At 70.9% G+C, this 26,577-nt stretch carries 3 protein-coding genes; all 3 read left to right on the forward strand.

Annotated elements, in window-relative coordinates; translation table 11 throughout:
• Genes HUA75_RS15410 through HUA75_RS15420 form a run of 3 tightly spaced genes read left to right on the forward strand, consistent with a single transcriptional unit; the run spans position 1 to position 26,548 of the window.
• Positions 1-15,543 carry a type I polyketide synthase gene (locus tag HUA75_RS15410; protein WP_174486814.1) on the forward strand — a complete coding sequence of 5,181 codons (15,543 nt, stop codon included), beginning with the start codon at positions 1-3 and terminating at the stop codon, positions 15,541-15,543.
• Positions 15,540-22,004: a type I polyketide synthase gene (locus tag HUA75_RS15415; protein WP_174486815.1), complete on the forward strand. Its 6,465-nt coding sequence runs from the start codon at positions 15,540-15,542 to the stop codon at positions 22,002-22,004. The genes HUA75_RS15410 and HUA75_RS15415 overlap by 4 nt, the downstream gene beginning before the upstream one ends.
• Positions 22,001-26,548, forward strand: a complete 4,548-nt coding sequence (locus HUA75_RS15420; protein ID WP_174486816.1) for a non-ribosomal peptide synthetase — start codon at positions 22,001-22,003, stop codon at positions 26,546-26,548. The genes HUA75_RS15415 and HUA75_RS15420 overlap by 4 nt, the downstream gene beginning before the upstream one ends.
• Positions 26,549-26,577: the final 29 nt, after the last annotated feature.

Here is a 26,577-nt window from a genome sequence, read left to right on the forward strand (position 1 = left end):
ATGGCAAACCGCAACGACGAGTCCAGCGAGCTGTCCCCCGCCAAGCGCATGCTGGTGGCGTTGGAGAAGATGCAGACGCGGCTGAACGCGGTGGAAGGCGCCGCGAAGGAGCCCATCGCCATCGTGGGCATGGCGTGCCGCTTCCCCCAGGCCGACGACGTGGACGCCTACTGGCGGCTGCTCGAGGCCGGTGTCGACGCCGTGCGGGAGATTCCGCTGGAGCGCTGGCGGCGGGATGAGGTCTCCGGCCTGGGTGAAGGGGCGATGCGCTGGGGCGGCTACCTGGACGCGGTGGATGGCTTCGACCCGGGCTTCTTCGGCATCTCCCCGCGTGAAGCGGTGCAGATGGACCCCCAGCAGCGCCTGCTGCTCGAGGTGGCGTGGGAGGCGCTCGAGGACGCGGGGTTGGATGTCGACAAGCTCTCCGGCAGCCGCAGCGGCGTCTTCATCGGCGCCTGCAACGACGACTACCACTGCATGCAGGTGGAGCAGCCGGAGACGGGAGACGCGTTCAGCGCCACGGGCGTCGCCGCGAGCGTCCTGTCCGGCCGGCTGTCCTATCTCTTCAACCTCCAGGGGCCGAGCCTGGTGGTGGACACGGCGTGCTCGTCCTCGCTCGTGTCGCTCCACCTGGCATGCCAGAGCCTGCGGGCCCGCGAGTGCAACCTGGCGCTCGCCGGCGGCGTGAATCTCATCCTCTCTCCGCAGTCCCTGCTGCTCGTGTCCAAGCTGCAGGCCCTGTCTCCGGATGGCCGGAGCAAGGCGTTCGACGCCTCCGCCAACGGCTTCACCCGAGGCGAGGGCTGCGGAATGCTCGTCCTCAAGCGCCTCTCCGACGCGCTCGCCGACGGCGACCACATCCTGGCGACGATTCGCGGCTCGGCCATCAACCAGGACGGAAAGTCGACGGGGCTCACCACCCCCAACGTGCTCTCGCAGCAGGCGCTCATCCGTCAGGCCCTGGAGAACGCGGGGCTGAAGCCGGAGCACGTCAGCTACGTGGAGGCACACGGCACCGGGACGCCGCTCGGCGACCCGATAGAGGCGGAGGCGCTGCGGGAGACCTACGGCGTCCCGCGCGCTGACGGCGGCGTGTGCGGCGTCGGCTCGGTGAAGACCAACCTGGGGCACCTGGAGTCCGCGGCGGGCGTCGCGGGCATCATGAAGGTCGTCCTCGCGATGCGGCATCAGCGCATCCCGGCGCACCTGCACCTCAAGCAGGTCAACCCGCGCATCCAGCTCGAGGGCAGCGCGCTCACCATCCCCACGCGGCTCACCCCGTGGGAGGTGTCCGGGCAGCCGCGCCGCGCGGGCGTCAGCTCCTTCGGCATCAGTGGCACCAATGCCCACGTCATCCTCGAAGAGGCACCGGCGTCCCCGGTGAAGGACGTGTTGCCCCAGCGTCCGGAGCTGTTGCCCTTGTCCGCGCGCAGCCGGGAGGCGCTCCAGGCGCTCGCGGAGCGTCATGCGGAGCGGCTGGGTCGGGACGGGGGCGGAAGCCTCGCGGATGTCTGCTACACGGCCTCCGCGCATCGCACGCACCACGCCCACCGCCTCGCGGTGCTGGCGGACTCTCGTGAGCGCACCGCCGAGCGGCTTCGAGCCTTCGCGCGCGGAGAGCAGCCCGCGGATGCCTGGACGGGCCGCAAGTCGTTCGGCGCGCGCCGCAAGGTCGTCTTCGTCTACCCGGGGCAGGGCGCGCAGCGCGCCGGCATGGGGCGGGCGTTGATGGAGCAAGAGCCTGTCTTCCGCGACGCGCTCGTCAAGGTGGACCAGGCGCTGCGGCCCCACCTGGGCTGGAGCGTGCTCGACGAAATCGCCGCGGACGAGCAGCACTCGCGTCTGGCGGAGATCGACGTCAACCAGCCCGTGCTCTTCGCGGTGGAGGTGGCCCTCACGGCGCTGTGGCGCTCGTGGGGCGTCGAGCCGGACGCGGTGATGGGTCACAGCATGGGCGAGGTGGTCGCCGCGCACGTGGCCGGGGCGCTCAGCCTGGAGGACGCCGTCCTCATCATCTGCCACCGAAGCAAGCTCATGCGCACCCTGGGCGGGCGGGGCGCGACGATGGCGATGGTCGAGCTCTCCGCGGAGGAGGCCGAGGAGGCCATCCGTCCCTGGAGTGGCAGGCTCTGGCTGGGAGGCCTGAATGGCCCCCGCTCACAGGTCCTGTCCGGAGACCCGGAGGCGGTCAAGGAAGCGGTCGACGCGCTCGGGCAGCGGGGTGTCTTCACCCGCTGGGTGAAGATGGACGTGCCGTCGCACACCCCGCTGGTGGAGGTCATCAGTCGGGAGCTGGAAGGGCGCATCGCACGCATCACTCCGCGCGCCTCGGACGTGCCCCTCTGCTCCACCGTGACGGGCGAGTTCCTCGACGGGGCGAAGCTGGACGCGGCCCACTGGGGCAACAACCTCCGACTCCCGGTGCGCTTCGAGGCGGCGGCGCGGCGGCTCCTCACGAGCGAGCACACCCTCTTCATCGAGGTGAGCCCCCACCCCGTCCTGCTCCCGGCCATTGAGCAGACGATGAGCGCGGAGGGCACGCAGCAGGGCCTGGTGCTCGCCTCCCTGCGGCGGGGCGAGGACGAACGACACACCCTGCTGGCTTCACTGGGCTCCCTCTATGCCTCGGGCCACCGCGTCGCGTGGAACCGCGTGTATCCGGGCAAGGGGCAGCTCGTGGCACTGCCCGCGTATCCCTGGCAGCGCGAGCGCTTCTGGATGGAGCCTGTCTCTCGTGCCGCGCGCTCGTCGCGGAGCGCCTCCGGGCATCCGCTCATCGGTGAGCGCATCGACCTGTCCGCGCAGGGGGACGTCTCCCGCCTGTGGCAGGTGCAGTTGGGACCGAAGCACTTCCCGCTGCTCGCGGAGCACCGCGTCCAGGGCGTGCCCGCGCTGCCGGCGGCGGCCATGGCCGACATGGCGCTCAGCGCGGCGAGGCAGACGCTCGGAGAGCCCGTCTCTCTGGAGGACGTGACCTTCAGCGCGCTGATGTCGTTCCCCGAGGACGAGGAGCGGGTCCTCCAGCTCTGGCTGTCGACGGAGCGTCCGGGGGCCCACACGTTCCGCCTCTTCAGCGCACCCGTCATGCGCGAGGTGCCTTCGGACGAGCTGAACTGGACGCTCCACGCCGAAGGCTCGCTGCGACAGGGAGAGGTCGCGGTGGACACGGCCCCCGTCGTGCTCGCGGAGCTTCGCGCGCGGCTGGGTGAGCAGTCCCCGGTCGAGGCGCACTACGAGACGCTCCGGGACATCGGGCTGGACTATGGCCCCACCTTCCGTGTCGTGCGGGAGCTGTACCGGGCGGACGGTGAGGCGCTGGGCCGCGTGCGGCTCGAAGGCGAGCTGACGGCATCGGAGGCGCACTACAGCCTGCATCCGGCGCTGCTCGACGGCTGCTTCCAGGTCCTGGGCGCGGCGCTGGAGAGCATCGACAGCGAAGGGGGCGTCTACGTCCCCGTGGAGCTGAAGCACCTGCGCGTCCTGTCGCGCCCCCCGTCGGCCGGGCTCTGGAGCCACGTTCGCATCGTCAGTGGCGCGGCCACGGGTTCGAGCGCCATCGAGTGCGACGTCACGCTCCTGGATGACCAGGGTGGGGTGGTGGCGGAGGTGCGCCGGCTGGTGTGCAAGAAGGTCTCCGTCACCAGCGCCCCTATCGATGAAGTGGACCGTTGGCTCTACTCCGTCCAGTGGCGGTCGCAGCCGCGTCCGACGGGGACGGTGGGCGCGCGCGGCGAGGGCCGCTGGCTCGTCTTCGCGGACACGCGGGGCCTGGGCGCGTCTCTGGCCACGGGACTCGGTGAGCGCTCCGGAGGCAGCGTCGTGGTGGAGGTGGGCGCCGCCTACGAGCGGCTCGACGCGGAGCACTACCGCGTCAATCCCTCCCGGCTCGAGGACTTCCAGGCGCTCCTGCGCGATGCGTTCAGCGAGCAGTCGCCGTGCAGGGGCATGGTGCACCTCTTCGGGCTCGACGTGGCGTCCGACGTGTCGAAGCCCGAGGCGTTCGAGCGCGCGGTCTCCCTGGGTGGCACCAGCGTGATTCACCTGCTCCAGGCGTGGGCACAGCGCGGCTGGCGCGACACCCCTCGACTGTGGCTGGTGACGGCGGGCATGCAGGTGCTGGCCCAGGGCGAGCCGTCTGGCGCGCCCGCCGCGGCCTTCCTGTCGGGGCTCGCCGCGGTCATCACCCACGAGCATCCCGAGCTGCGATGCGCGCACGTGGACCTGGGCGCGGAGCCCTCACCCGCGGAGCTGGCGTCGCTGGCGGAGGAGCTCATCGCGGATGGGGCGGAAGACCGCATCGCCTTGCGTGGGACGTCTCGTCACGTCGCACGACTGGAGCGGGGGACCTCCGGGCACGTGGCGTCGGAGCCGCATGAACTCTCCGCAGCGGGTACCTACCTCATCACCGGCGGCCTGGGCGGACTGGGGCTGGAGTTGGCGAAGTGGCTCGTCCAGCGAGGGGCTCGCAACCTGGCGTTGACGGGACGGAGCGCTCCCTCCGAGGAGGCGCTTCGCGTGCTCGGAGAGCTTCGAGCGGGCGGAGTCGAGGTGCGCGTCTACGGCGCGGACGTCACGAGTGCCGCCGAGGTGGCACGCCTGCTCGGGACGATGGACGCGGAGCTGCCGCCGCTGCGAGGCATCGTCCACGCGGCCGGCGTCATCGCCGATGGTGTGCTGACGCAACTTGATGAGACCCGGCTGCGCACGGTGCTGGCGCCGAAGGTCCAGGGCGCATGGAACCTGCACGCGCAGACGCAGGGGCGGCCCCTGGATTTGTTCGTGATGTTCTCCTCGGCGGCGTCGATGCTGGGCTCGCCGGGGCAGGGCAACTACGCGGCGGCCAACGCCTTCATGGACGTGCTGGCCCATCACCGCCACGCGGCGGGCCTTCCCGCGCTGAGCGTCAACTGGGGGCCGTGGGCCGAGGTGGGGCTCGCGGCCGTGGCCACGAGCCGGGGCGACCGTCTGGCGCTGCGGGGCGTAGGCAACATGCCGCCGTCGCAGGCCCTCGATGCGCTGGGCCGGCTGCTGGCGCGCGAGGCCGTGCAGGTGGCGGTGGTGCCGCTGGACCTGCGGCAGTGGCGTGAGTTCTATCTGAGCGCGGCGCAGTCGCCCTTCCTCTCCGTGCTGATGCAGGAGCGGGCGAGCACGCAGCCCTCGCGCAAGGGCGACGCGCGCGAGCAACTGGCGGCGGCGGAGCCAGCCCGGCGACGGGGGCTCCTGGAGTCCTACCTGCGCGAACAGCTCGGGCGCATCCTCCGCATGGAGCCGGCGCGCATCGAAGCCGACCAGCCCTTCGGCGACGTGGGCATGGACAGCCTGACGGGCCTGGAGCTGCGCAACCGCATCGAATCGGGTCTGAAGCTCACGCTGTCCGCGACGCTCGTCTACGCCTACCCCACGGTGCAGGCGTTGACGGAGTACCTGTTCAGCAAGCTGGAGCCCGCGCTCGACGCCGAGGCGCGTCCCGCGGCTCGCCCCTCGGTAAAGCAGACACGGACGTCCGCCCCGGAGACTTCCTCCGGACAGGGCCCCGAGCTGCTCGCCGTCGTCGGCATGGGCTGCCGCTTCCCGGGTGGCGCCAACGCTCCGGAAGCGTACTGGCGGCTGCTGAGTGAAGGCGTGGACGCCGTCCGCGAGGTCCCCTCGGACCGCTGGCGGAGCAGCACGGACGCGGCGGAGCACAAGGGCACGCGCTGGGGTGGCTTCCTGGACCGGGTGGATGGCTTCGACCCGGAGTTCTTCGGCATCGCCCCTCGCGAGGCCGTGGCGATGGACCCGCAGCAGCGCCTGTTGCTCGAGGTCGCCTGGGAGGCCCTCGAGGACGCGGGGTTGCCCAGGTCGCGTCTGGTGGGCAGCCGGACGGGTGTCTTCGTCGGCGTCTGCGGCAATGACTACGCCATGCTTCAGGCGGAGCGTGATGTCGCGGGTGACGTCTACTCGGTCATCGGTTGCTCCAACAGCGTGATTGCGGGACGCCTGTCGTACCTGCTGGACCTGCGCGGCCCGGCGCTGTCCGTGGACACGGCCTGCTCGTCCTCGCTGGTGGCGTTGCACCTGGCGGGACAGAGCCTGCGCAACGGCGAGTGCGACGCGGCGCTCGTCGGCGGCGTCAACCTGCTGCTCTCCCAGCGGCCCAGCACCTGGCTCTCCAAGTTGACGGCGCTGTCTCCCGACGGTCGCTGCCGGACGTTCGATGCGAGGGCGAACGGCTTCGTGCGTGGCGAGGGCTGCGGCGTCGTCGTGCTGAAGCGGCTCTCCGATGCCCTGGCCCAGGGGGACAACGTCCTCGGCGTGATTCGCGCCTCGGCGGTGAACCAGGATGGCGGCTCCACCGGCCTGACGACTCCCAACGTCCTGTCCCAGCAGGCGCTGATTCGCGAGGCGCTGGCGGCCGCGAGCCTGTCGCCCAAGGACATTGGCTACATCGAGGCGCACGGCACCGGGACGCCGCTCGGTGACCCGATAGAGGTGGAGGCGCTGCGGGAGACCTACGGCGCGCGCCGCGAGGACGGCTCTCTCTGCTACCTGGGCTCCGCCAAGACGAACCTCGGACACCTGGAGGCCGCCGCCGGCATGGCGGGCCTCATCAAGGTCCTGCTCGCGCTGCGGCACGAAGCCATCCCGAAGCACCTGCACTTCAAGGCGCTCAACCCTCGCATCTCCATCGAGGACACGCCCTTCGTCATCCCGACGCGGCAGCAGCCGTGGCCCGTGTCCCAGCGTCGTCGCTACGCTGCAGTGAGCTCCTTCGGCATCAGCGGGACGAACGCGCACGTCATCCTGGAGGAGGCTCCCACGCCGCCGCCCGCGTCCGAGGCCACCGACGTGGGAGCCCAGCTCCTCGCGCTGTCCGCGAGGAGCGAGGGCGCGCTGCGGGCGCTGGCGCGCTCGTACCAGGAGCTGCTGAAACTACCGGAGGACCAGGCACCGAATCTCGAAGACGTCGCCTACACCGCCGCGCTCCGACGAAACCCCTACGAGCATCGGCTCGCGGTGGCGGGCCGCTCGCGGCAGGAGTGGGGCGAGCAGCTCCAGGCCTTCCTGGACGGCGCGGCGCCGCCGTACCTCACGACGGGGCTCGCCGAGAGCCGACGGGAGAAGGTCGTCTTTGTCTTCGGTGGTCAGGGCTCGCAGTGGCGGGGCATGGGCAGGGATTTGCTCGCACGCGACGCGGTCTTCGCCGCCGCGCTGCGCGAGTGCGACTCACTGCTGGCCCCGCACACCGGTGCCTCCATCATCCAGGCGCTCGAAGTCGAAGGGGACGCGTCGCGGCTGGACGAGACGGAGGTGGCACAGCCCGCCATCTTCGCCATCCAGGTCGCGCTCGCGGCGGCCTGGCGCGCGCTCGGGGTCGTCCCGGTCGCCGTCGTGGGACACAGCGTGGGTGAGATCGCCGCCGCGCACGTGGCCGGGGCGCTGAGCCTCGCGGAGGCCGCGCGCCTGGTGGCGCATCGCAGCCGCATCATGCAGCGGGTGACGGGCCAGGGCCGCATGGCCTCGGTCGAGCTGTCGCCCGAGGAGGCCGAGCGGGAGCTGTCGCGCTACGCCGGGCGGCTATCGGTGGGCGCCATCAACGACGCGCGCGCCGTCGTCCTCTCGGGAGAGCCGGCGGCACTCGGAGAGGTGCTCGAAGCCCTGCGCGCGCGGGGTGTCTCCACGCGCGACCTGGGGGTGAACTACGCGTTCCACAGCCAGCAGATGGCCCCGCTCCAGGCCGAGCTCGTCCAGGCTCTGGGCCGGCTCGAGACGCGGCCGACGTCCATCCCGATGATTTCGACGGTGACGGGCCAGGTCATCGCGGGTGAGTCGCTGGATGCGACCTACTGGGCGAGCAACATCCGGGAGGCCGTGCGCTTCTCCGACGCCATGAGTGTCCTGCTCGATGAGGGCCAACGGCTCTTCGTGGAGCTGGGGCCGCAGCCCGCGCTGGGCCGGTACGTCCTCCAGATGCTGGAGCGCCGCGAGCTGGAAGGCGCGGCGGTGCCGTCCCTGCGCAAGGGTCGGGATGGCCAGACGGTGATGCTCGGCGCGTTGGGCGGGCTCCACGTGAAGGGGTTCCCCGTGGAGTGGGGGCGCCTCTTCCCGTCGGGAGGCCGGCTGGCGGCACTGCCGCTCTACCCGTGGCAGCGCTCGCGGTACTGGATTGAGGCCGACGACGCGAAGGCTCCTTCGGTGGTGGCCATCGCGCCCGCTTCGGAGGCGAAGCGGCCGGAGGACTGGGTCTACGACCTCACGTGGCAGGTGCGTGAGCGCGGGGCTGCTTCACCGCGCGCGCCTCGCGATGAGGGGACGTGGCTGGTCTTCGGTCACCGCGAGGGCATGGGCGCCGCGCTGGCGGCCCTGCTCGAGAAACGGGGCGAGCCGTGCTGGCTGGTCATCCCGGGTGACGAAGAGGCGGTCCAGGGCCCCGGGGTGCGGTCGCTGAATCCGCGAAGCCCCGAGCACTTCGACCGGTTGCTTCAGGAAGTGGGCCCCGTCCGCGCCGTCGTCCACCTGTGGGGCGCGGAGGTCGCGCCGGTCTCCGAGCCCACGCTCGCGCAGGTCGAGTCCGCGCAGCAGCTCGGAGTCCACGCGGCGCTGCGCCTCGCGCAGGCACTCATGCGCAAGGGGACCGAGAGCGCCGCCCGGCTGTGGCTGTGCACACGCGGCAGCCAGGCCGTGGGAGGAGTCACGGGAGGCTCGCCGCTGTATGCGCCCCTGTGGGGCCTCGGTCGCGTCATGGCGCTGGAGCACCCGGAGGTCTGGGGTGGGTTGCTGGACCTGGACCCGCGCGCTTCCGAGGGTGAAGTGGAGACGCTGTGGCGCGAGCTGTCCGGCGCGGATGAAGAGGACCAGTCGGCCTTCCGTGGCGGAGTCCGCTACGTGGCGCGCCTCGTCCCCTCGGCTCCGGCACGCGGGCTCGCACCCGTCGCGCTTCGCGCGGACGCGGCGTACCTCGTCACGGGTGGCCTGGGTGGGCTGGGGCTGCATGTGGCGAAGTGGCTGGTCTCCAAGGGCGCGCGGCACCTCGTGCTGCTGGGCCGCAGGGGGCTGCCTGACCGTGCCGGGTGGCCAGCGCTGTCGCGCGAGAGCGACGTGGGCCGGCAGGTGGCGGCCATCGAGGCCCTCGAAGCCGAGGGCGCCGTCGTTCACGCCGTCAGCGCGGACGTGGGTGACCCGACCCGCATGGCGGAGGTCATCGGGCTCCTCCAGCAAGGGCCCGCGCCATTGAAGGGCATCATCCACGCCGCGGGTGTGTCCACCGTCCAGCCGCTCGAGACGATGGACGAGGCGGCGCTCGCCTCCATCCTGCGTCCGAAGGTGTGGGGCGGCTGGGTGCTGCACCAGGCGACGCAAGGGCTGGACCTGGACTTCACCGTCTACTTCTCGTCCGTCTCCGCCGTGTGGGGTTCGGCCCGGATGGGCCACTACGCCGCGGGCAACCAGTTCCTCGACGCGCTGGCCCACCACCGTCGCGCGAAGGGCCAGCACGCGCTGAGCATCAACTGGGGGCCGTGGGCCGCCGAAGGCATGGTCGCCGAAGAAGGACTGCGCTGGTTCGAGCGGATGGGCGTCAGCGGTCTCTCGGTGGAGGGTGGGCTCCAACTGCTCGGGGCACTGCTCACCACGGATGCGACCCAGCGCACCGTCGCCCAGATGGACTGGAGCCTCTTCAAGTCCGTGTACGAGTCGCGGTCGCGCAAGCCGATGCTGGAGGCGCTCGGCCCTGCTTCCGTGCCCGCGCCGCGGCCGGTGGTGCTGCCTTCCGGGAGCGACGAACTCGCACCGCTGCGCAACGCCTCTCCGGCGCGTCGCCGGGAGCTGGTGACGGCCTGGGTGCGTGACGAAGTGGCGCGGGTGCTCGGCTTCCCGTCGAGCGCCTCCGTCAAGCTGGAGCAGGGCTTCTTCGATACGGGCATGGACTCCATCACCGCCGTGGAGCTGCGGCGGAGACTGGTGGCCCGGTTCGGCGTCCAGCTTCCGACCACGATTGCCTTCGACAAGCCGACGGTGCTGGCCCTGTCGACCTACCTCCTTCAGGACGTGCTCCAACTGGACGTGGTGACGAAGGAGGAGACGGTCCGGTCCGCGAGCAACGCGACGGAGCCCATCGCGATTGTCGGCATGGGCTGCCGCGTGCCCCAGGCCTCGGGCCCCGAGGCCTTCTGGCAACTACTGGAGGGCGGCGTGGACGCCATCCGCGAAGTGCCTGCCTCGCGGTGGAAGGTCGACGACTACTACGACCCGAGGCCGGGCGTTCCCGGGAAGACCTACACCCGCTGGGGCGGGTTCCTGGACGACGCCGACCAGTTCGACGCGCAGTTCTTCGGAATCTCCCCGCGAGAGGCCGCGAACATGGACCCGCAGCAGCGCCTGCTGCTGGAGGTGGCCTGGGAGTCCCTGGAGCACGCGGGGCTCGCTCCGGCGCGCCTGGCGAACACCCGCACGGGTGTGTTCATCGGGATTGGCAGCAACGAGTACGCGATGCTCAACGGGGTGGGGAGCGCTTCGGCCGCGGGCGACGCGTATATCGCCACGGGCAACGACGCGAGCTTCGCCGCGGGCCGGCTGGCCTACCTGCTCCGATTCCAGGGGCCGACGATGAGCTTGAACACCGCGTGCTCCTCGTCGCTGGTGGCGGTGCACCTGGCCTGCCAGAGCCTGCGCTCGGGAGAAGCCAACCTGGCGCTCGCGGGTGGCGTCAACATGACGCTCGCGCCGCACTCGACCATCTACCTCGCGCAGCTTCGGGCCCTGTCCCAGGACGGACGGTGCAAGACGTTCGATGCCTCGGCGGATGGCTACGTGCGCAGCGAGGGCTGCGGCATCGTGGTCCTCAAGCGCCTGTCCGACGCGAAGCGGGACGGGGACGACATCCTCGCCGTCATCCGTGGCTCGGCGGTCAACCATGACGGCCCGAGCAGCGCGCTCACGGTCCCCAACGGGGATGCGCAGCAGCAGGTCCTCCGCGCCGCCCTGGCCAACGCGGGCGTCGCCCCCTCGGAGGTGGACTACATCGAAGCGCACGGCACGGGCACGTCCCTGGGCGACCCCATCGAGGTCCAGGCCGTGGCCAAGGTGCTCGGTGAGGGCCGCACGTCCGAGCAGCGGCTGTTGATGGGCTCGGTGAAGACCAGCATCGGCCACCTGGAGGCGGCGGCGGGCATCGCCGGGCTCATCAAGGTGGTGCTCGCGCATCGGCACGGCGTGGTGCCACCGCACCTGCACCTCACGCGGCTCAACCCGCACATCGAGCTGGACGGCTTCCCGCTGGACATCCCGACGAAGGCCACGCCCTGGCCCGAGCGCGCGCGTCCGCGCATCGCCGGCATCAGCGCCTTCGGCCTGAGCGGCACCAACGCGCACGTCATCGTGGAAGAGGCCCCCGCGACCGAGCCGCTCGCGGCGCAGCCCGAGCGAAGCCTGCACGTGCTCGCGCTGTCGGCGAAGACGAAGGGCGCGCTCTCGCAGCTCGCGGCGCGGGTCGGTGAGCACTTCACCGCGCGACCGGAGCTGTCGCTCGCGGATGTCTGCCACGCCGCGAACACGCAGCGCACGGGCTTCTCCCACCGGCTCGCGGTTGTCGTGGACTCGGCGGAGCAGGCCCGGGAGCGACTGCTGGCGCTCGCGCGGGGAGAAGAGGTGGCTCGGCTGGCCCAGCACCGCTTCGAGGGCGAGCCTCCCAAAATCGTCTTCGTGTTCACCGGCCAGGGCTCGCAGTACGCGGGCATGGGCCGGGAGCTGTATGAGACCGAGCCTGTCTTCCGCGCGGCCCTGGACCGCTGCGACGCCCTGCTCGCGGGCACCTGGGAGGAGTCGCTCCTCTCCGTGATGCACGGGACGGGTTCGCGCATCGACGACACGGCGTACACGCAGCCGGCGCTCTTCGCGCTGGAGTACGCCCTGACGGAGCTGTGGCGCTCCTGGGGCGTGGAGCCCTGGGCGGTGCTGGGGCACAGCGTCGGCGAGTACGTCGCCGCCTGCGTGGCGGGAGTGATGACGCTGGAGGACGCCCTGCGGCTCATCACCGAGCGCGCGCGGCTCATGCAGGCCCTCCCGCGCGATGGCGAGATGGTGGCCATCTCCGCGAGCGAGGAGCAGGTCACGCAGGTGCTGGCGCCGTACGCGGACCGGGTCTCGATAGCCGCGGTCAACGGGCCGGCGGACACCGTCATCTCCGGCGAGCGTGAGGCGGTGGAGGCCCTCGCCACCGGGTTCCAGTCCAAGGGCATCAAGGCCCGGCGGCTCACGGTGTCCCACGCATTCCACTCGCCGCTCATGGACCCGATGCTGGAGGCGTTCGAGAAGGTGGCGGGCGAGGTGGTCTTCCACGCGCCGCGCATCCACCTGGCCTCCAACGTCACGGGCCAGGTCCTCGCGGAGGATGCCGTGCTGGACGCCGCGTACTTCCGCCGCCACGTGCGGGGCGCGGTGCGCTTCCACGACGGACTGAAGGCTTTGCGAGCGCTCGGCGGCACCGTGTTCGTGGAGGTCGGCCCGCATCCGACGCTCACCGGCATGGCGCTCAAGGGGCTCGGGGACGACGCGGGCACCTGGTTGCCGTCACTGCGCCAGGGGCAGCCCGAGCAGCCGCACATCCTCTTCAGCCTGGGCTCGCTCTACACCCAGGGCGTGGCGGTGGACTGGGCCGCGCTGAACGGTGAGCGTCACCGCTCGCGCGTCGCGCTTCCCGTCTACCCGTGGCAGCACCAGCGGCACTGGCTGGAGGCCGCCAAGGCCCCTCGCCCCGCCTCGTCCCTCACGAGTGCGCAGGCGCTCGTCGGTCAGCGGGTGCGCTCACCCCTGAGCAAGTCGCTCGTGTTCGAGGGCCGCTACAGCGCGCGCTCCCTGCCGTTCCTGGAGGACCACCGGCTCTACGGAACCATCGTCGTGCCCGGCTCGTGCCACATCGCACGCATCATCGCGACGGCGGCCCAGTCGTTCGGGACGGGGCCGTACACCATCGAGAAGTGCCTCTTCTCCCAGCCCATCGTGCTCGCGGACGAGGAGGAGCAGCTCGTGCAGCTCGTCCTCGCCCCCAAGGGGGAGGGCCGGTACGACTTCGAAATCTACAGCCTCTCCGCGACCGCCGACGAGCACACCGAGGGGTGGCTGCTGAATGGCACGGGGACGCTCAAGGTGGGCGGCGAAGGGGCCGCGCGCCCGGCGCCCATCTCCCGGCAGGACATCGAGGCGCGCTGCTCGCGCCAGCTCGGAGGCGGACTCTACGAGCGCAACTGGGACATCGGGTTCAACCTCGGCCCCGCGTTCCGTTGGATTGAGCGCGTCCAGAATGGCGGGCGCGAGTCGCTCTGCCAGATGCGCTCGCCGACGGAGGGCGATGACCGGAGCCTGTTCGTCCACCCGGGACTGGTCGACTCCTTCCTGCAGGCGATGGGCACGGACCTCATCAGCGAGGACGCGCAGTTGAGCACCGTCTACGTGCCCATCTCCGTGGAGCGCTTCCGCTTCCACGAGCAGCCGACCGGGCCGGTGTGGGCTTATGCCGTGCGCCGCGACGCGGAGGAGGCCGTGGGTGAGGTCATCACCGGCGACGTGTACGTGGTGGACGCCGAAGGCCGGGTGCTCATCGAGATTGAAGGGCTGAAGCACAAGCGCGCACCGCGCGAAGCGCTGATGGCGGTGCTGCGCCATGGCCAGCGTGACACCCTCTACGAGCTCGCCTGGAAGCGTCAGCCCCTGCCCGAGGGCGCGCCCGCGACGGGCCGCTGGCTCGTGTTCGCGGACGAGTCGGGACTCGCGGAGGCGCTCGCCGAACGGCTCATGAAGAGTGGCCGTCGTCCCGTGCTGGTCCAACCGGGTGCGGCGTACGTCCGCCACGGCGAGGACCGCTTCACCCTCGATGCCCGGTCCGCCGAGGACTACGAGCGACTGCTCGTGGAAGCGGTGCTTCCGGGCGAGTCGCTCGGGGGCGTCGTCCATCTCTGGGCGATGCGCGGGCCCGAAGGGGAGGACGTGGAGTCGCTGCGAGAGGCTCACCAACTGGGCGGAGGCAGCGCGCTGCAGTTGGCCAAGGCGCTGGTGACCTCGGCTTCGGCCGCGCGTCTCTGGATGGTGACCCGGGGTGCCCGGGCGCTGGCGTCCAAGCCGTCGCCGCTCGCGCTGAGCCAGGTGCCCCTCTGGGGCCTGGGCAGCGTCTTCTCACAGGAGCACCCCGAGCGGTGCGGCGCGCTCATCGACCTGGACCCCTCCGGCTCCGGAGACGATGTGTCGGCCCTCTGGCGCGAGCTGAGCGCGGGTGACGGAGAGCGACAGGTGGTGATTCGCGAAGGCCAGCGCCATGTCGCCCGGCTTCGCGCCTCGCGGGAGGAGCCACGCAGCGGCATGCCCCGGTTGCTGCCGGACGTCAGCTACCTGCTCACGGGTGGCCTCGGTGGACTGGGTCTGTCGCTGGCCGGGTGGATGGTGGAGCAGGGCGCGCGCAACCTCGTGCTCGTCGGCCGAGGCGGAGCCCGGCCCGAAGTCCAGCAGGCCCTCCGTGCCCTGGAGTCGGCGGGCGCGAAGGTCCTGGTCGTCCAGGCGGACGTGTCGAAGCTGGAAGACGTCCGCCGCGCCACCGAGGAAGCAGAGCGGTTGGCGCCGCTGCGCGGGGTGGTCCACGCCGCGGGTGTCCTGGACGATGGAATGCTCCTGCAACAGGACTGGTCGCGGTTCGCCCGGGTGCTCGCACCCAAGGTGGACGGAGCCTGGCACCTCCACACGTTGACGAAGGACAGGGCGCTCGACTTCTTCGTCCTGTACTCGTCGGCGTCGACGCTGCTCGGCGCGCCGGGGCAGGGGAGCTACGCGGCGGCCAATGCCTTCCTGGACGCGCTGGCACATCACCGGCGGGCGCTGGGGCTTCCGGCGCTGAGCATCAACTGGGGCCCCTGGGCCGAGGTCGGCATGGCCGCGCAGCTCGCGGCCCGCTACCAGTCGCAGGGCATCGAGGCGTTCACTCCCGCCGAGGCGCTCCAGGCCTTCAGCCGGGCCTTCGGTCGCGAGCAGCCGCAGCTCACCCTGCTGCGAATCCAGTGGCAGCGCTACCTCTCGCAGTACCCGCGAGGCACGGCGCCCACCCTGCTCGCGGAGCTGGGCAGCCCGGCGTCGGCGACCGAGGACAGCGGAAGCTCGGCCTCCGAGTTCCGGCGCCGGCTCGAGTCGGCGGAGCCCCGCCAGCGCATGCCGCTGCTGTTGGAGCACGTGCAGGGCGAGGCGGTGCGCGTGCTCGGGTTGGATGCGTCGGCGCCGTTGGAGCCCCGGGAGCGGTTGTTCGAAGTGGGCATGGATTCGCTGATGGCGCTCGAGCTGCGTAATCGCTTGCAGAAGACCGTGGGGACGTCGCTGCCGGCGACGCTCGTCTTCGACTATCCGACGGCGGAGGCCATCGCGAGCTACCTGCTCGGCGAGGTCTACGGCCTGGAGACGCAGCCCGTTGGCGAGGCGCGGGGAGAGGTCCAGGACTCCGCGCTGCTCGAACGCATCATGGAGCTTTCGCAGGATGAGCTCGCCGCCTCCCTGGAGGCGAAGCTCTCCGCACTGATGGAAGAAGGGTCATGAGCCAGCAGGAAAAGTCAGCCGAGCCGTCCGCGCTCCAGCGCGCCGCGTTGCTCGTGGAGAAGCTGCAGTCACGCCTCGACGCGGTGGAGCGTGCCCGGACCGAGCCCATCGCCGTCGTGGGGATGGGGTGCCGATTCCCAGGGGGCGCCGTCGACGGGCCTTCCTTCTGGAAGGTCCTGCGCGACGGCGTGGATGCGCTGCGCGAGACGCCCGAGTCCCGCTGGGATGTGCCCGGTCATTTCGATGAGACGCGGGGCCTGCCCGGGAAGATGTACGGGACGCGGGGAGGCTTCCTCGACGACGTGGAGAACTTCGACGCGGAGTTCTTCGGAATCTCTCCCCGGGAGGCGGCGAGCCTGGACCCGCAGCAGCGGCTCGTCCTGGAGGTCGCCTGGGAGGCGCTGGAGAACGCGGGCCTGGCGCCCCATCAGCTCGCGGGCACCAAGACCGGCGTCTTCATGGGCGTGATGTCCAGCGACTACATGGCGCGTCTGCTGAAGGAGAACGACGCGACGCGCTTCGACGGGTACATGGCGACGGGGAACGGCTACAGCTTCGTTCCTGGCCGCGTCTCGTACGTGCTCGGGTTGCAGGGGCCGGCCATGCCGGTGGACACCGCGTGTTCGTCCTCGCTGGTCGCGCTCCATCTGGCCAGTGAGAGCCTCCGGAGGGGCGAGTCCAACCTCGCGCTGGCGGGTGGCGTGAATCTCATCCTCTCGCCGGAGACGACCATCTGCCTGTGCAGCATGCAGGCGCTCGCGAGCGATGGCCGGTGCAAGACCTTCGACGCGGCCGCGGACGGGTACGTGCGAGGCGAAGGGTGTGGTGTCCTCGTCCTCAAGCGGCTCTCGGATGCGCAGCGGGACGGTGACTCCATCCTCGCGTTGATTCGCGGCTCCGCCGTCAACCATGACGGGGCCAGCGGCGGGCTGACGGTGCCCAACGGGCCGTCGCAGCAGGCGGTGGTCCAGCGGGCGCTCGACAACGCGCGCATCGCGCCGGCCCTGGTGGGGTACGTCGAAGCCCACGGGACGGGCACCCCGCTGGGTGACCCGATAGAGCTGCGGGCGCTGGGGGCCGTGCTGGGCAAGGGGCGTCCGGAGGACCGGCCGTTCTTCATCGGCTCGGTGAAGACGAACATCGGACACCTGGAGCCCGCCGCCGGAATCGCCGGGGTCATCAAGACCATCCTCTCGCTCCAGCACCAGGAGATTCCCCCGCATCTGCACTTCCGCACCCCCAACCCGCATGTGGAGTGGGACCGCATTCCGGCCCGCGTCCCCGTCGAGCGGGTGCCCTGGCCCGCCCACGAGGGACGGCGCATCGCGGGTGTGAGCTCCTTCGGGCTCAGCGGAATCAACGCGCACGTCGTGCTGGAGGAGGCTCCCTCCGCCACCGTCCCCGCCGCGTCGGACGAGGAGGCCCAGGCGCGGCTCGTGGTCCTGTCCGCGAAGACGCCCGGAGCACTGTCCTCGCTGGCGGAGCGCTGGAGCGTGTTCCTGAAGGGCGAGGCGCCGGGTTCGCTCGCCGATATCAGCGCCACGTCCACGCTGGGCCGGACGCACCATGAGCACCGGCTCGCCCTCGCGGCGAAGTCCAGGGAGGAGCTCCTCGCGCAGCTCGCCGCCTTCGCCGCCGGGGAGAGCCACGCGGGCCTGTCGGTGGGACGCCGGGGCAGCGGAGCCGGACAGCGGATTGTCTTCGTCTTTCCGGGCCAGGGCTCGCAGTGGCTGGGAATGGGACAGCAGCTGTACGCGCGGGACGCGACGTTCCGGGAGGCCATCGACCGGTGTCACGAGGCGCTCGGCCGTCATGTCGACTGGTCCTTGCGCGAGCTGCTGACGAAGCCCGGACAGCAACCTCGATGGAATGACATCGACGTCATCCAGCCGACGCTGTTCGCCTTGCAGGTGGCGCTCGCGGCGGTGTGGCGCTCGTGGGGGCTGGAGCCTCACGCGGTGGTGGGCCACAGCATGGGAGAGGTGGCCGCGGCGCACGTCGCGGGGGTGCTCTCGCTGGAGGACGCGGCGCGCATCATCTGTGAGCGGAGCAAGCTGCTCCGGCGCGTCAGTGGCAAGGGCGCCATGGCCGTCGTGGACCTCTCCCGCGAGCAGGCGGAGGCGGAGATTCGGGGCGCCGAGGACCGCATCGCCATCGCCGTGAGCAATGGCCCGAAGGCCACGGTGCTGTCGGGAGACCCCGCGGCGCTGAAAGAGGTGATGGAGCGGCTGGAGCGTCGCGAGGTGTTCTGCCGCTGGGTGAAGGTGGACGTGGCCTCGCACAGCCCGCAGATGGACCCGCTGCGGCAGGAGTTGCTGGAGCGGATGGCGGCCGTGCGTCCCACCGGCGGCACGGTGCCGCTCTACTCCACGGTGACGGGGGCCCCCATCGAGGGCCAGGAGCTGAACGCCTCGTACTGGGTGCGCAACCTGCGCCAGCCCGTGCTGTTCGCGGACGCGGTGCAGCGCCTCATCCAGGATGGAAACGTCCTGTTCATCGAGCTGAGCCCTCACCCCATCCTCGTGCCCTTCGTGGATGCGATGTTGAGGGAAGGGGACACGTCGGGCCGCGGGCTCGTGGTGCCGAGCCTGCTCCGGGAGCAGGAGGAGTGGCCATGCCTGCTCTCGTCCCTGGGAGCGATGTCCACCCGCGTGGACCGCGTGGACTGGCTCCGGCTGCATCCGGACAAGCGCCGTCGCGTCGCGCTCCCCTCGTATCCATGGCAGCGCGAGCGGCACTGGCTGGAGCTGAAGCCAGCCACCTCGCGCGGTCGCGTCGCGCGAGTGGGGGGACATCCGCTGTTGGGTGCGTCGTTCACCACGTCCGTGCAGACGGAGAGCCGCTTCTGGGAATCCACGCTGAGCGCGCGCGAGCCCTCGTTCCTGGCGGACCACCGCGTGGGCGGGCAGTGCGTGGTGCCGGGCGCGGCCTATCTGGAGATGGCGCTGTCGGCGGCGCGGGAGCTGACCGGTGGGACGGCGCACGAGCTCGTCGACACGTCCTTCAAGGAGGGCCTGCTGCTCCCCGAGGGACAGGAGCGCACCGTGCAACTGGCGCTGAGCGGCGAGCGCGAGGGTGTCCTCTCGTTCCAGCTCTCGAGCCAGAAGGCGGGCACGGAGGCGAGTGCCCCGGCGGGCTGGATGGCGCATGTCGTGGGGCACCTGCGTCCCATGGACGAAGCGCTGTCCGTCCCCACACCCGAGTCGTTCGAGGCGATTCGGGCGCGATGCCCGGAGGTGATGGAGTCGGCGGCGCACTACGAGGCGCTGGCGCGCGGGGGCGTGGCCTACGGACCGGCGTTTCAGGGTGTGCGGCAGGTGTGGCGTGGCCGAGGCGAAGCGCTCGGACATGTCCGTTTGCCGGAGCCGCTCGTGGCGCGGGCGTCGGCGTATCGCATCCATCCCGCGTTGCTCGATGCGTGCTTCCAGTTGGTGGCCGCGGCCGTTCCCCGGGAAGACCTCGCCCAGGATGCGGGCCCCGCCGTTCCCGTGGCGCTCGCGAACCTGCGGCTTCACGAGCAGCCGGGGACAGAGGTCTTCTGCCACGTGCGGTTGCGTCCCCTGGAGGGCGCTCGTGGTGGTGTCTACACGTTCGACCTGGAGCTGCGTGATGCGTCTGGCCGGCTCCAGGTGGAGGCGCTTGGGCTGCGCGTCCAGCAGTTGGACATGCCGGTCGCGGAGGGCACGGGGAGGGACCTCTTCTTCGCGCAGGAATGGCGGCATGCGCCGGCTGTCGAGCCTGTCCCGTCCTCGGGCACCGAGGCGGGTGGGCGCTGGTTGCTCATCGCGGACGGCAGCGAGCTCTCCGACACGGTCGAGTCCCTGCTGCGAGAGCGACAGGGCGAGGTCCTCCGGGTCGACGTCACGGGTGCGGGCCCGGGGCGCCGGGTCGTGGACACGGCTTCGCCCCAGGCCTTCGATGCGGTGCTGGCGGAGGCCTTCGGCGCGGGCTCGCAGCCACGCGGCGTGATTCACCTGACAGGCCAGGAGCCTCGCGAGGTGGACCCGCTGATGGGGTGTGGTGGCGTGCTGCATCTGGTCCAGGCGCTTGGCCGAGCGGGCCTGTCGAGCCCGCCCAGGCTGTGGCTGGTCACGCGAGGCGTCCATCATGGCTTTGACGGTCGGTCCGCCTCGGACGTGCTCCAGGCTCCGCTGTGGGGGCTGGGCCGGACGCTCGCGCACGAGCACTCCGAGCTGAAGTGCACGCGAGTGGATGTGTCCGCTGCCCTGGGCTCGGGTGATGCGGGCGTCGCGCTGGTGCGGGAGTTGCTCGTGGCGGACGCGGAGGAGGAAATCTCCCTGCGCGCGGATGGGCGCCATGTCGCCCGCATCGTGCGCGGTGTTCCCGGCAGGCCCGTTGGCGAGGCCGTGGTCCCCTCGGCGGGACACCCGTTCCTCCTGGAGCGGGACGTGCGAGGTCGTCTGGAGCGGAGGGCGAATACACGGCGCCCACCCGGGCCGGGCGAACTCGAAATCGAGGTCTCCGTGGCCTCCCATGGAGGGCTCGAGTCCGAGCCGTGGGAAGCAGAAGGCGGCGTCATCGGGTGCAGTGGGCGCGTCGTCGCCGTGGGCGAAGATGTGAAGGATGTCGTGCTCGGCGAGGAGCGGGTCGCACTGGTGACGTCGCGCCTCGGGTCTCACGTGTGTGTGCCCGTGGTGTGCACGGCCCTCCGCCCGTCGTCCTCATCACACGAGGACGCAGCGGCGCTCGCGGCGGCCATCCTTCCCGCCTGGTACGCGCTGTTCCACCTGGGCCGACTGGAGAAGCGGGGCCGCGTGCTGATTCTGGGGACTTCGAGCGGGCTCGGGAGGGCGGCGGTCAAGCTGGCCAGGTGGGTGGGGGCGGAGGTCTTCGCCGTGGCGACGACGACCGAGCAGCGAGCCTCGCTGCGGGAGCTCGGAGCCGACCATGTCGTGGACCCGGGCGAGGAGACCTTCGTCACCCGGCTCCTGGCCGCGACGGGAGGAAGCGGAGTGGAGCTGGCCGTGGTCGCGCCGGGCGCTGTCGGCCTCGACCGGAGCCTCGCTGTGCTGGGTGAAGGCGCGCGCGTCTTCGACCTGCGGACGTCCTCCGTGCCGGCTCCCGTGGGTGATGCGAACGTCGCCTGGTGCGAGGTGGACGTGCCGGCCTTCGCCCGACGCAGGCCCGAGCGCTTTGCTCGTCTGTGGCAGGAGGTGAAGGACGCGTTCGAGGTGAGAGGCCTTCCCTCCGTCGCCTCCGGGGTGAACTCTTTCACCTTGAATCACCCGAAGGCGCGCGTGGTGGTCCCCTCGGTGGGTGCGAAGCGGCTTCGCGCCGATGGGACGTATCTCGTCACGGGTGGGCTCGGTGGGCTCGGCTTCGCGGTGGCGAAGTGGATGGTGGAGCAGGGCGCCGGTCACCTCGTGCTCATCGGCCGCGACACGGCCCTGACACCGGAGCAGCAGCAGGACGTGGCCGCGCTCGAGGCCGCCGGAGCGCGGGTGCGAGTGGCTCGGGCGGACGTGTCCGACCGCGCGCAGCTCGCCCGGGTGCTCTCGGAGACAGTCCGGGATGAGGCCCCGTTGCGAGGTGTCATCCACGCGGCTGGGGTGCTGGACGATGGTGTGCTGTCGCAGCAGACGGTGGAGCGGTTCCAGCGCGTCATGGCGCCCAAGGTGCGTGGAGGCTGGAACCTGCATGTCCTGACGCGCGAGGCGCCGCTCGACTTCTTCGTGCTGTACTCGTCGGCGGCTTCCCTGTTCGGAGCACCGGGGCAGGGCAACTACGTGGCCGCCAACGCCTTCCTCGACGCGCTCGCCCACCATCGTCGAGCGCTGGGGTTGCCGGGCCTGAGCATCAACTGGGGGCCCTTCTCGGAGGTCGGTCTGGCCGCGGCGCAAGCCAACCGGGGCGAGCGACTGGCGCAGCGAGGCTCGGACAGTCTGACGCCCGCGGAAGGCCACGCGATTCTGGGGCGGCTGCTGGATGGTGAGGTGACGCAGATGGCGGTCATGCCGCTGGAGCTGCGCAAGTGGGTGGAGTTCTATCCGCGCGCGCGGTCGTCCCCGTGGCTGTCGGAGCTGGTCCCCGCCGGCTCGGGCGCGGAGGCCCGCGAGCCGGGGAACGAGGCCCTGCTGGAGACGCTGAAGACCGCGTCCCCGAAAGAGGCACGGGCGGCCCTGGAGCAGTTCGTCCGCGAGCAGCTTGCCCGTGTCCTGCGACTGGACTCGGCGCGCATTGCTCCGGATGCGCCGCTCCAGGGTTTCGGCCTGGACTCCCTGATGGGGTTGGAGCTGCGCAACCGGCTGGCCGCGGGGCTGGCGCTGTCACTGCCCGCCTCGTTGATCTGGAAGCACCCGACGCTGGAGGCGCTCTGCGCGCATCTCCAGAGTGAAGTCATGGATCGCAACCTCGCCGAGACGCTCGCGCGTGCGGACGAGGGTACCAGGCCGGTGATGGATGCGGCCGCCGCTGACGATAACGAGGTCTTCGTTCTATGAGTGTCCGTGAGTTGTTGAGCACCCTCGCCGCCAGGGGTGTGCGCCTGCGTGTCGACGGAGAGAAGCTGGTGGTCGAGGCGGGCAAGGCCGTCCTCACCCCGGAGTTGCGCGCCGAGCTGTCCGCGAACAAGGGTGACATCCTGGCGTTCCTGGGGAAGCACTCCGCGCGCGAGGTGTCGTCGAGCGCGCCGGCGCTGCCTCTCGCGAGGCCCGAGGTCATCCCGTTGTCCAGCGGGCAGGAGCGGCTCTGGTTCCTGGACCGCCTCTCGCCCGGCACGGCGCAGTACAACGTCCATCTCGGTCTCCGGGCGCGAGGCGCGCTCGATACCGAGGCCCTGCGCCGGAGCCTGGAGGAGCTGGTCCGGCGACACGAGGTGCTCCGGACGCGCTTCCCGGAGGTGGAGGGCAGTCCCCGACAGGTCATCGCGTCACCTGATGCGGGCGTGGCGCTGACCGTGGTGGAGCTGCCAGGGCTCACCGAGGCGCGGCGCGAAGAGGAAATCCAGCGGCGCTCGGATGCGGTGGCCCGGCAGCCGTTCGACCTCGCGGCAGGACCGCTCTTCCGAGTCACCCTCGTGGCCCTGGGCCCCGACGACCACGCCCTCTTCGTGACGAAGCACCACATCATCACGGATGGCTGGTCGCTCGGCGTCTTCGTGCGCGAGCTGTCGGCGCTGTACGCGTCCTTTGTCCGGGGACAGACGCCCGTGCTGCCGCCCGTGTCGATGCAGTTCGCCGAGTCGGCCCTGCGCGAGCGTGCGTGGCTGGCGGGGGAGTCGGGTGCCCGCGAGCGGACGTACTGGAAGGGGAAGCTCCAGGGGCTGCCGCCGCTCCAGCTCCCCGTGGACCATGCGGTCTCCACGTCCACGAGCCATCGTGGCGCCACCATTCCCGTCGCCTTCTCACCCGCGCTCAGCGAGGCCTTGAGGGAGCTGGCCCACCGGGAGGGTTGCAGCCTCTTCATGGTGCTCTTCGCCGCGTTCTCGGCGCTCCTGCACCGCTACTCCGGACAGCTTGATTTCGGTGTGGGGACGGTGATCGCGAACCGGGGGAACACGCCCGCGGACCTCATCGGCTTCATCGCCAATACCCTCGCGCTGCGCTGTGATTTCTCGGGCGAGCCGACCTTCGCGCAGTGGCTGGCCCGCGCGCGCAAGGTCGTGCTGGAGGCGCTGGACCACCAGTCGCTGCCGTTCAGCGAGGTGGTGCAGGGAGTGGGCGCCTCGCGAGAGGGCGGGCTCAACCCGCTGGTGCGCGCCTGCTTCACGCTGGAGAACATCCCCGCGCCCGTGCTGGAGCTGCCGGGGACGCGCTGGTCGTTCCTCAACGGAGCACCGGATGGCAGCGTGGAGGGCGTCGCCAAGTTCGAGCTCTCGCTCATCCTGGCCTCGGGCGACAACGGCCTGGGCGGCATGCTCGAGTACTCGCGCGAGGTCTTCGACGCCTCGACGGCGGAGCGGATGGTGGAGCACCTCCAGGTCCTGCTGGAGGCCATCGTGGCCCGGCCGGAGGCACCCCTGTCGAAGCTGCCGCTGCTGTCGCCGGCGGAGCGCGGAAGGCTCCTCACCGACTGGAACGGTCCGGTGCTCGACGTCCCCGCGCTGTGCATGCATCAGCTCGTGCAGGCCCAGGTGGAGCGGACGCCCCAGTCCGTGGCCGTGGTGAGCGGGCACACGCGGCTCACCTATGCCGAGCTCAATCGCCGGGCGAACCAGCTCGCGCATCATCTGCGACGGCTCGGTGTCCAGCCCGAGGCCCGCGTGGGCCTCTGTGTCGAGCGCACCGAAGACCTGGTCATCGGCCTGCTGGCCATCCTCAAGTCCGGAGGCGCCTACGTCCCGTTGGACCCCGCCTATCCGAAAGAGCGGCTGGCGCTGATTCTCGAGGATGCCCGGGTGCCGGTGCTGCTCACGCAGCAGCGCCTCGTCCCGGAGCTGCCCGCCACCCAGGCGCGAGTGGTGTGCCTGGATACGGACGCGCCGGCCATTGGCGCGGAGCCGGACACGAACCCCGAGCAGGTCACGTCACCCGACGCGCTCGCGTATCTCATCTACACCTCGGGCTCCACCGGCAAGCCCAAGGGCGTGATGATTGACCACCGCAACGCCGTGGCCTTCCTGACCTGGGCCCTGAGCGTCTTCTCCCCGGAGGCGCTCGCGGGGACGCTGGCCTCGACGTCCATCTGCTTCGACCTGTCGGTCTTCGAGATTTTCGCGCCGCTGTGTCTGGGGGCGAAGGTCATCGTGGCGAAGAACGCGCTGGAGGTGTCGGAGCTCCCCGCGGCGCGGGAGGTGACGCTCATCAACACCGTGCCTTCGGCCATGGGCGCGCTGCTGCGAGCGGGCGCGGTGCCGTCCTCGGTGGTCATCGTGAACCTGGCGGGTGAGGCCCTCGCGGCGTCACTGGTCGACCACATCTACCAGCTCGGCCATGTGCGGGACGTGTTCAACCTCTATGGCCCGAGCGAGACCACGACCTACTCCACGTTCACCCGCGTGAGTCGTGGACAGACGCCGACCATCGGGCGCCCTGTCGGAAACACCCAGGTGTATGTGCTGGATGCGCACCGCGAGCCGATGCCCGTGGGCGTGCCGGGCGAGGTCTTCATCGGCGGCCACGGTGTGGCGCGAGGGTATCTGGACCGGCCGGAGCTGACCGCGGAGCGGTTCATCGCGTCGCCCTTCGCCGGAGGCACCAGCGAGCGTCTGTACAGGACGGGGGACCTGGCGCGGTGGTTGCCGGACGGACAGCTCGAGTACCTGGGCCGGATGGACCACCAGGTGAAGCTGCGGGGGTTCCGTATCGAGCTGGGCGAGATTGGCGCGGCCCTGATGGAGCACCCGAAGGTCCGTGACGCCGTGGTCGTCGTGCGCGACGGACTGGGGACGGACAAGCAGCTCGTCGCCTACGTCGTCGGACGCGAGCAGAAGGCTCCCGAGCCGGCGGAGCTGCGCGACCACCTGAAGTCCCGGTTGCCGGAGTACATGGTGCCCTTCCTGTTCGTGAGCCTGGAGGCGTTGCCGCTCACGCCGAACGGAAAGGTGGACCGTGCCGCGCTTCCGGCGCCGGAGCGTCCGCGCTCGGGGGCCGGCAAGGAGCACGTCGCGCCCAGGACTCCCGGGGAGGTGTCGCTGGCGGCCATCTGGCGCCAGGTCCTGGGGGTGGAGCAGGTGGGTGTCCATGACCACTTCTTCGAACTGGGCGGGCACTCGCTCTTGCTCTACCGGGTGCTCGTGCTCGCGCGGGCGGAGTCTGGAGCGGACATCCCGCTGCGGGCCTTGTTGCAGGCTCCGACGCTGGAGGAGATGGCACGGACCATTGAGGCCGCGAAGACGGGCTCGCTGCCGACCCATGACGTGGTGGCGGAGATGGAAGCGGATGCCGTGCTGGATGCGGCCCTGGAGCCAGGCGACGCATTGCCGCCCCTGACGGGCGCCGCGCGCACCCTCCTGCTGACCGGCGCCACGGGCTTCCTCGGGGCCTTCCTGCTGGAGGAACTCTGCCGCAAGACGGAGGCGCGCATCTATTGCCTGGTGCGCTCCAAGTCAGCGCAGGACGGCATGCACCGGATTCGCAAGAATCTGGAGAGCTACTCACTGTGGAGCGAGGCGCTGGCGTCGCGCATCGTTCCCCTCCAGGGGGACATCGGACTGCCGCTGCTGGGCCTGTCCGAAGCGGAGTTCCAGCGGCTCGCGGAGGAGGTGGACGCCGTCTACCACAACGGCGCGCTGGTCAATTTCCTCTACCCCTACGAGTCCATGCGCGCGGCCAATGTGCTCGGCACGCGGGAGATTCTCAGGCTGGCGATGCGCACGCGCATCAAGCCCCTGCACTACGTCTCCACCGTCTCCGTGTTGCCGCTGGGGCGCCAGACACCGATTCTGGAGGACGAACCCCTGGAGGGGGCGGAGAGCCTCGTGGGCGGGTATGCCCAGAGCAAGTGGGTCGCCGAGAAGCTCGTGAGGGAGGCTTCGCGTCGTGGGCTCCCCGTGACGCTCCATCGACCGGGACGGGTGACGGGGCACAGCCGCACGGGGGCCTGGAACACGGATGACCTGGTGTGCAGGACCCTCAAGGGCTGCGTGCGGATGGGCAGCGCCCCTCGTGTCGAGGCCCTGCTCGACGTGACGCCCGTGGACTACGTCAGCAGCGCCATCGTGGACTTGTCCCTGCGCCCGGCGTCATTCGGACAGACGTATCACCTGGTCAACCCGCGGTTCGTGCGCGCCGATGAGATGTGGAGCCACATGCGCTCCTTTGGGTACGGGTTGCGAGTCCTCCCGTATGACGAATGGCTCGCCGAGCTGGGCGTCGCGGCTCCGTCCGACAGCGAGCTGGGAGATCTGCTCATGTTCCTCCAGCAGGTGCCTCCGGAGGACCGGAGCGTGGGCGGGCCGCGGATGGTGGTCTGCGACAGCGGGAACACGTTGAAGGCCCTGGGAGGAACGGGGACCGCCTGTCCCTCGGTGGATGCCTCCCTGATTTCAACCTACCTCTCGTCCCTGGTGCAGCGCGGCTTCCTCGCTGCCCCCGAGACGCGGTAGCACCCGCCTGTGTGACGCGCGCCAGGAGT

It is taken from the genome of Myxococcus sp. CA040A, from assembly GCF_013336725.1.
GTDB lineage: Bacteria > Myxococcota > Myxococcia > Myxococcales > Myxococcaceae > Myxococcus > Myxococcus llanfairpwllgwyngyllgogerychwyrndrobwllllantysiliogogogochensis.

Excerpts from the sequence above, each read along its gene's own strand:
- HUA75_RS15420 (WP_174486816.1), top strand. The coding sequence starts at position 22,001 with ATGAGTGTCCGTGAGTTGTTGAGCACCCTCGCCGCCAGGGGTGTGCGC.
- HUA75_RS15410 (WP_174486814.1), top strand. The coding sequence starts at position 1 with ATGGCAAACCGCAACGACGAGTCCAGCGAGCTGTCCCCCGCCAAGCGC.
- HUA75_RS15415 (WP_174486815.1), top strand. The coding sequence starts at position 15,540 with ATGAGCCAGCAGGAAAAGTCAGCCGAGCCGTCCGCGCTCCAGCGCGCC.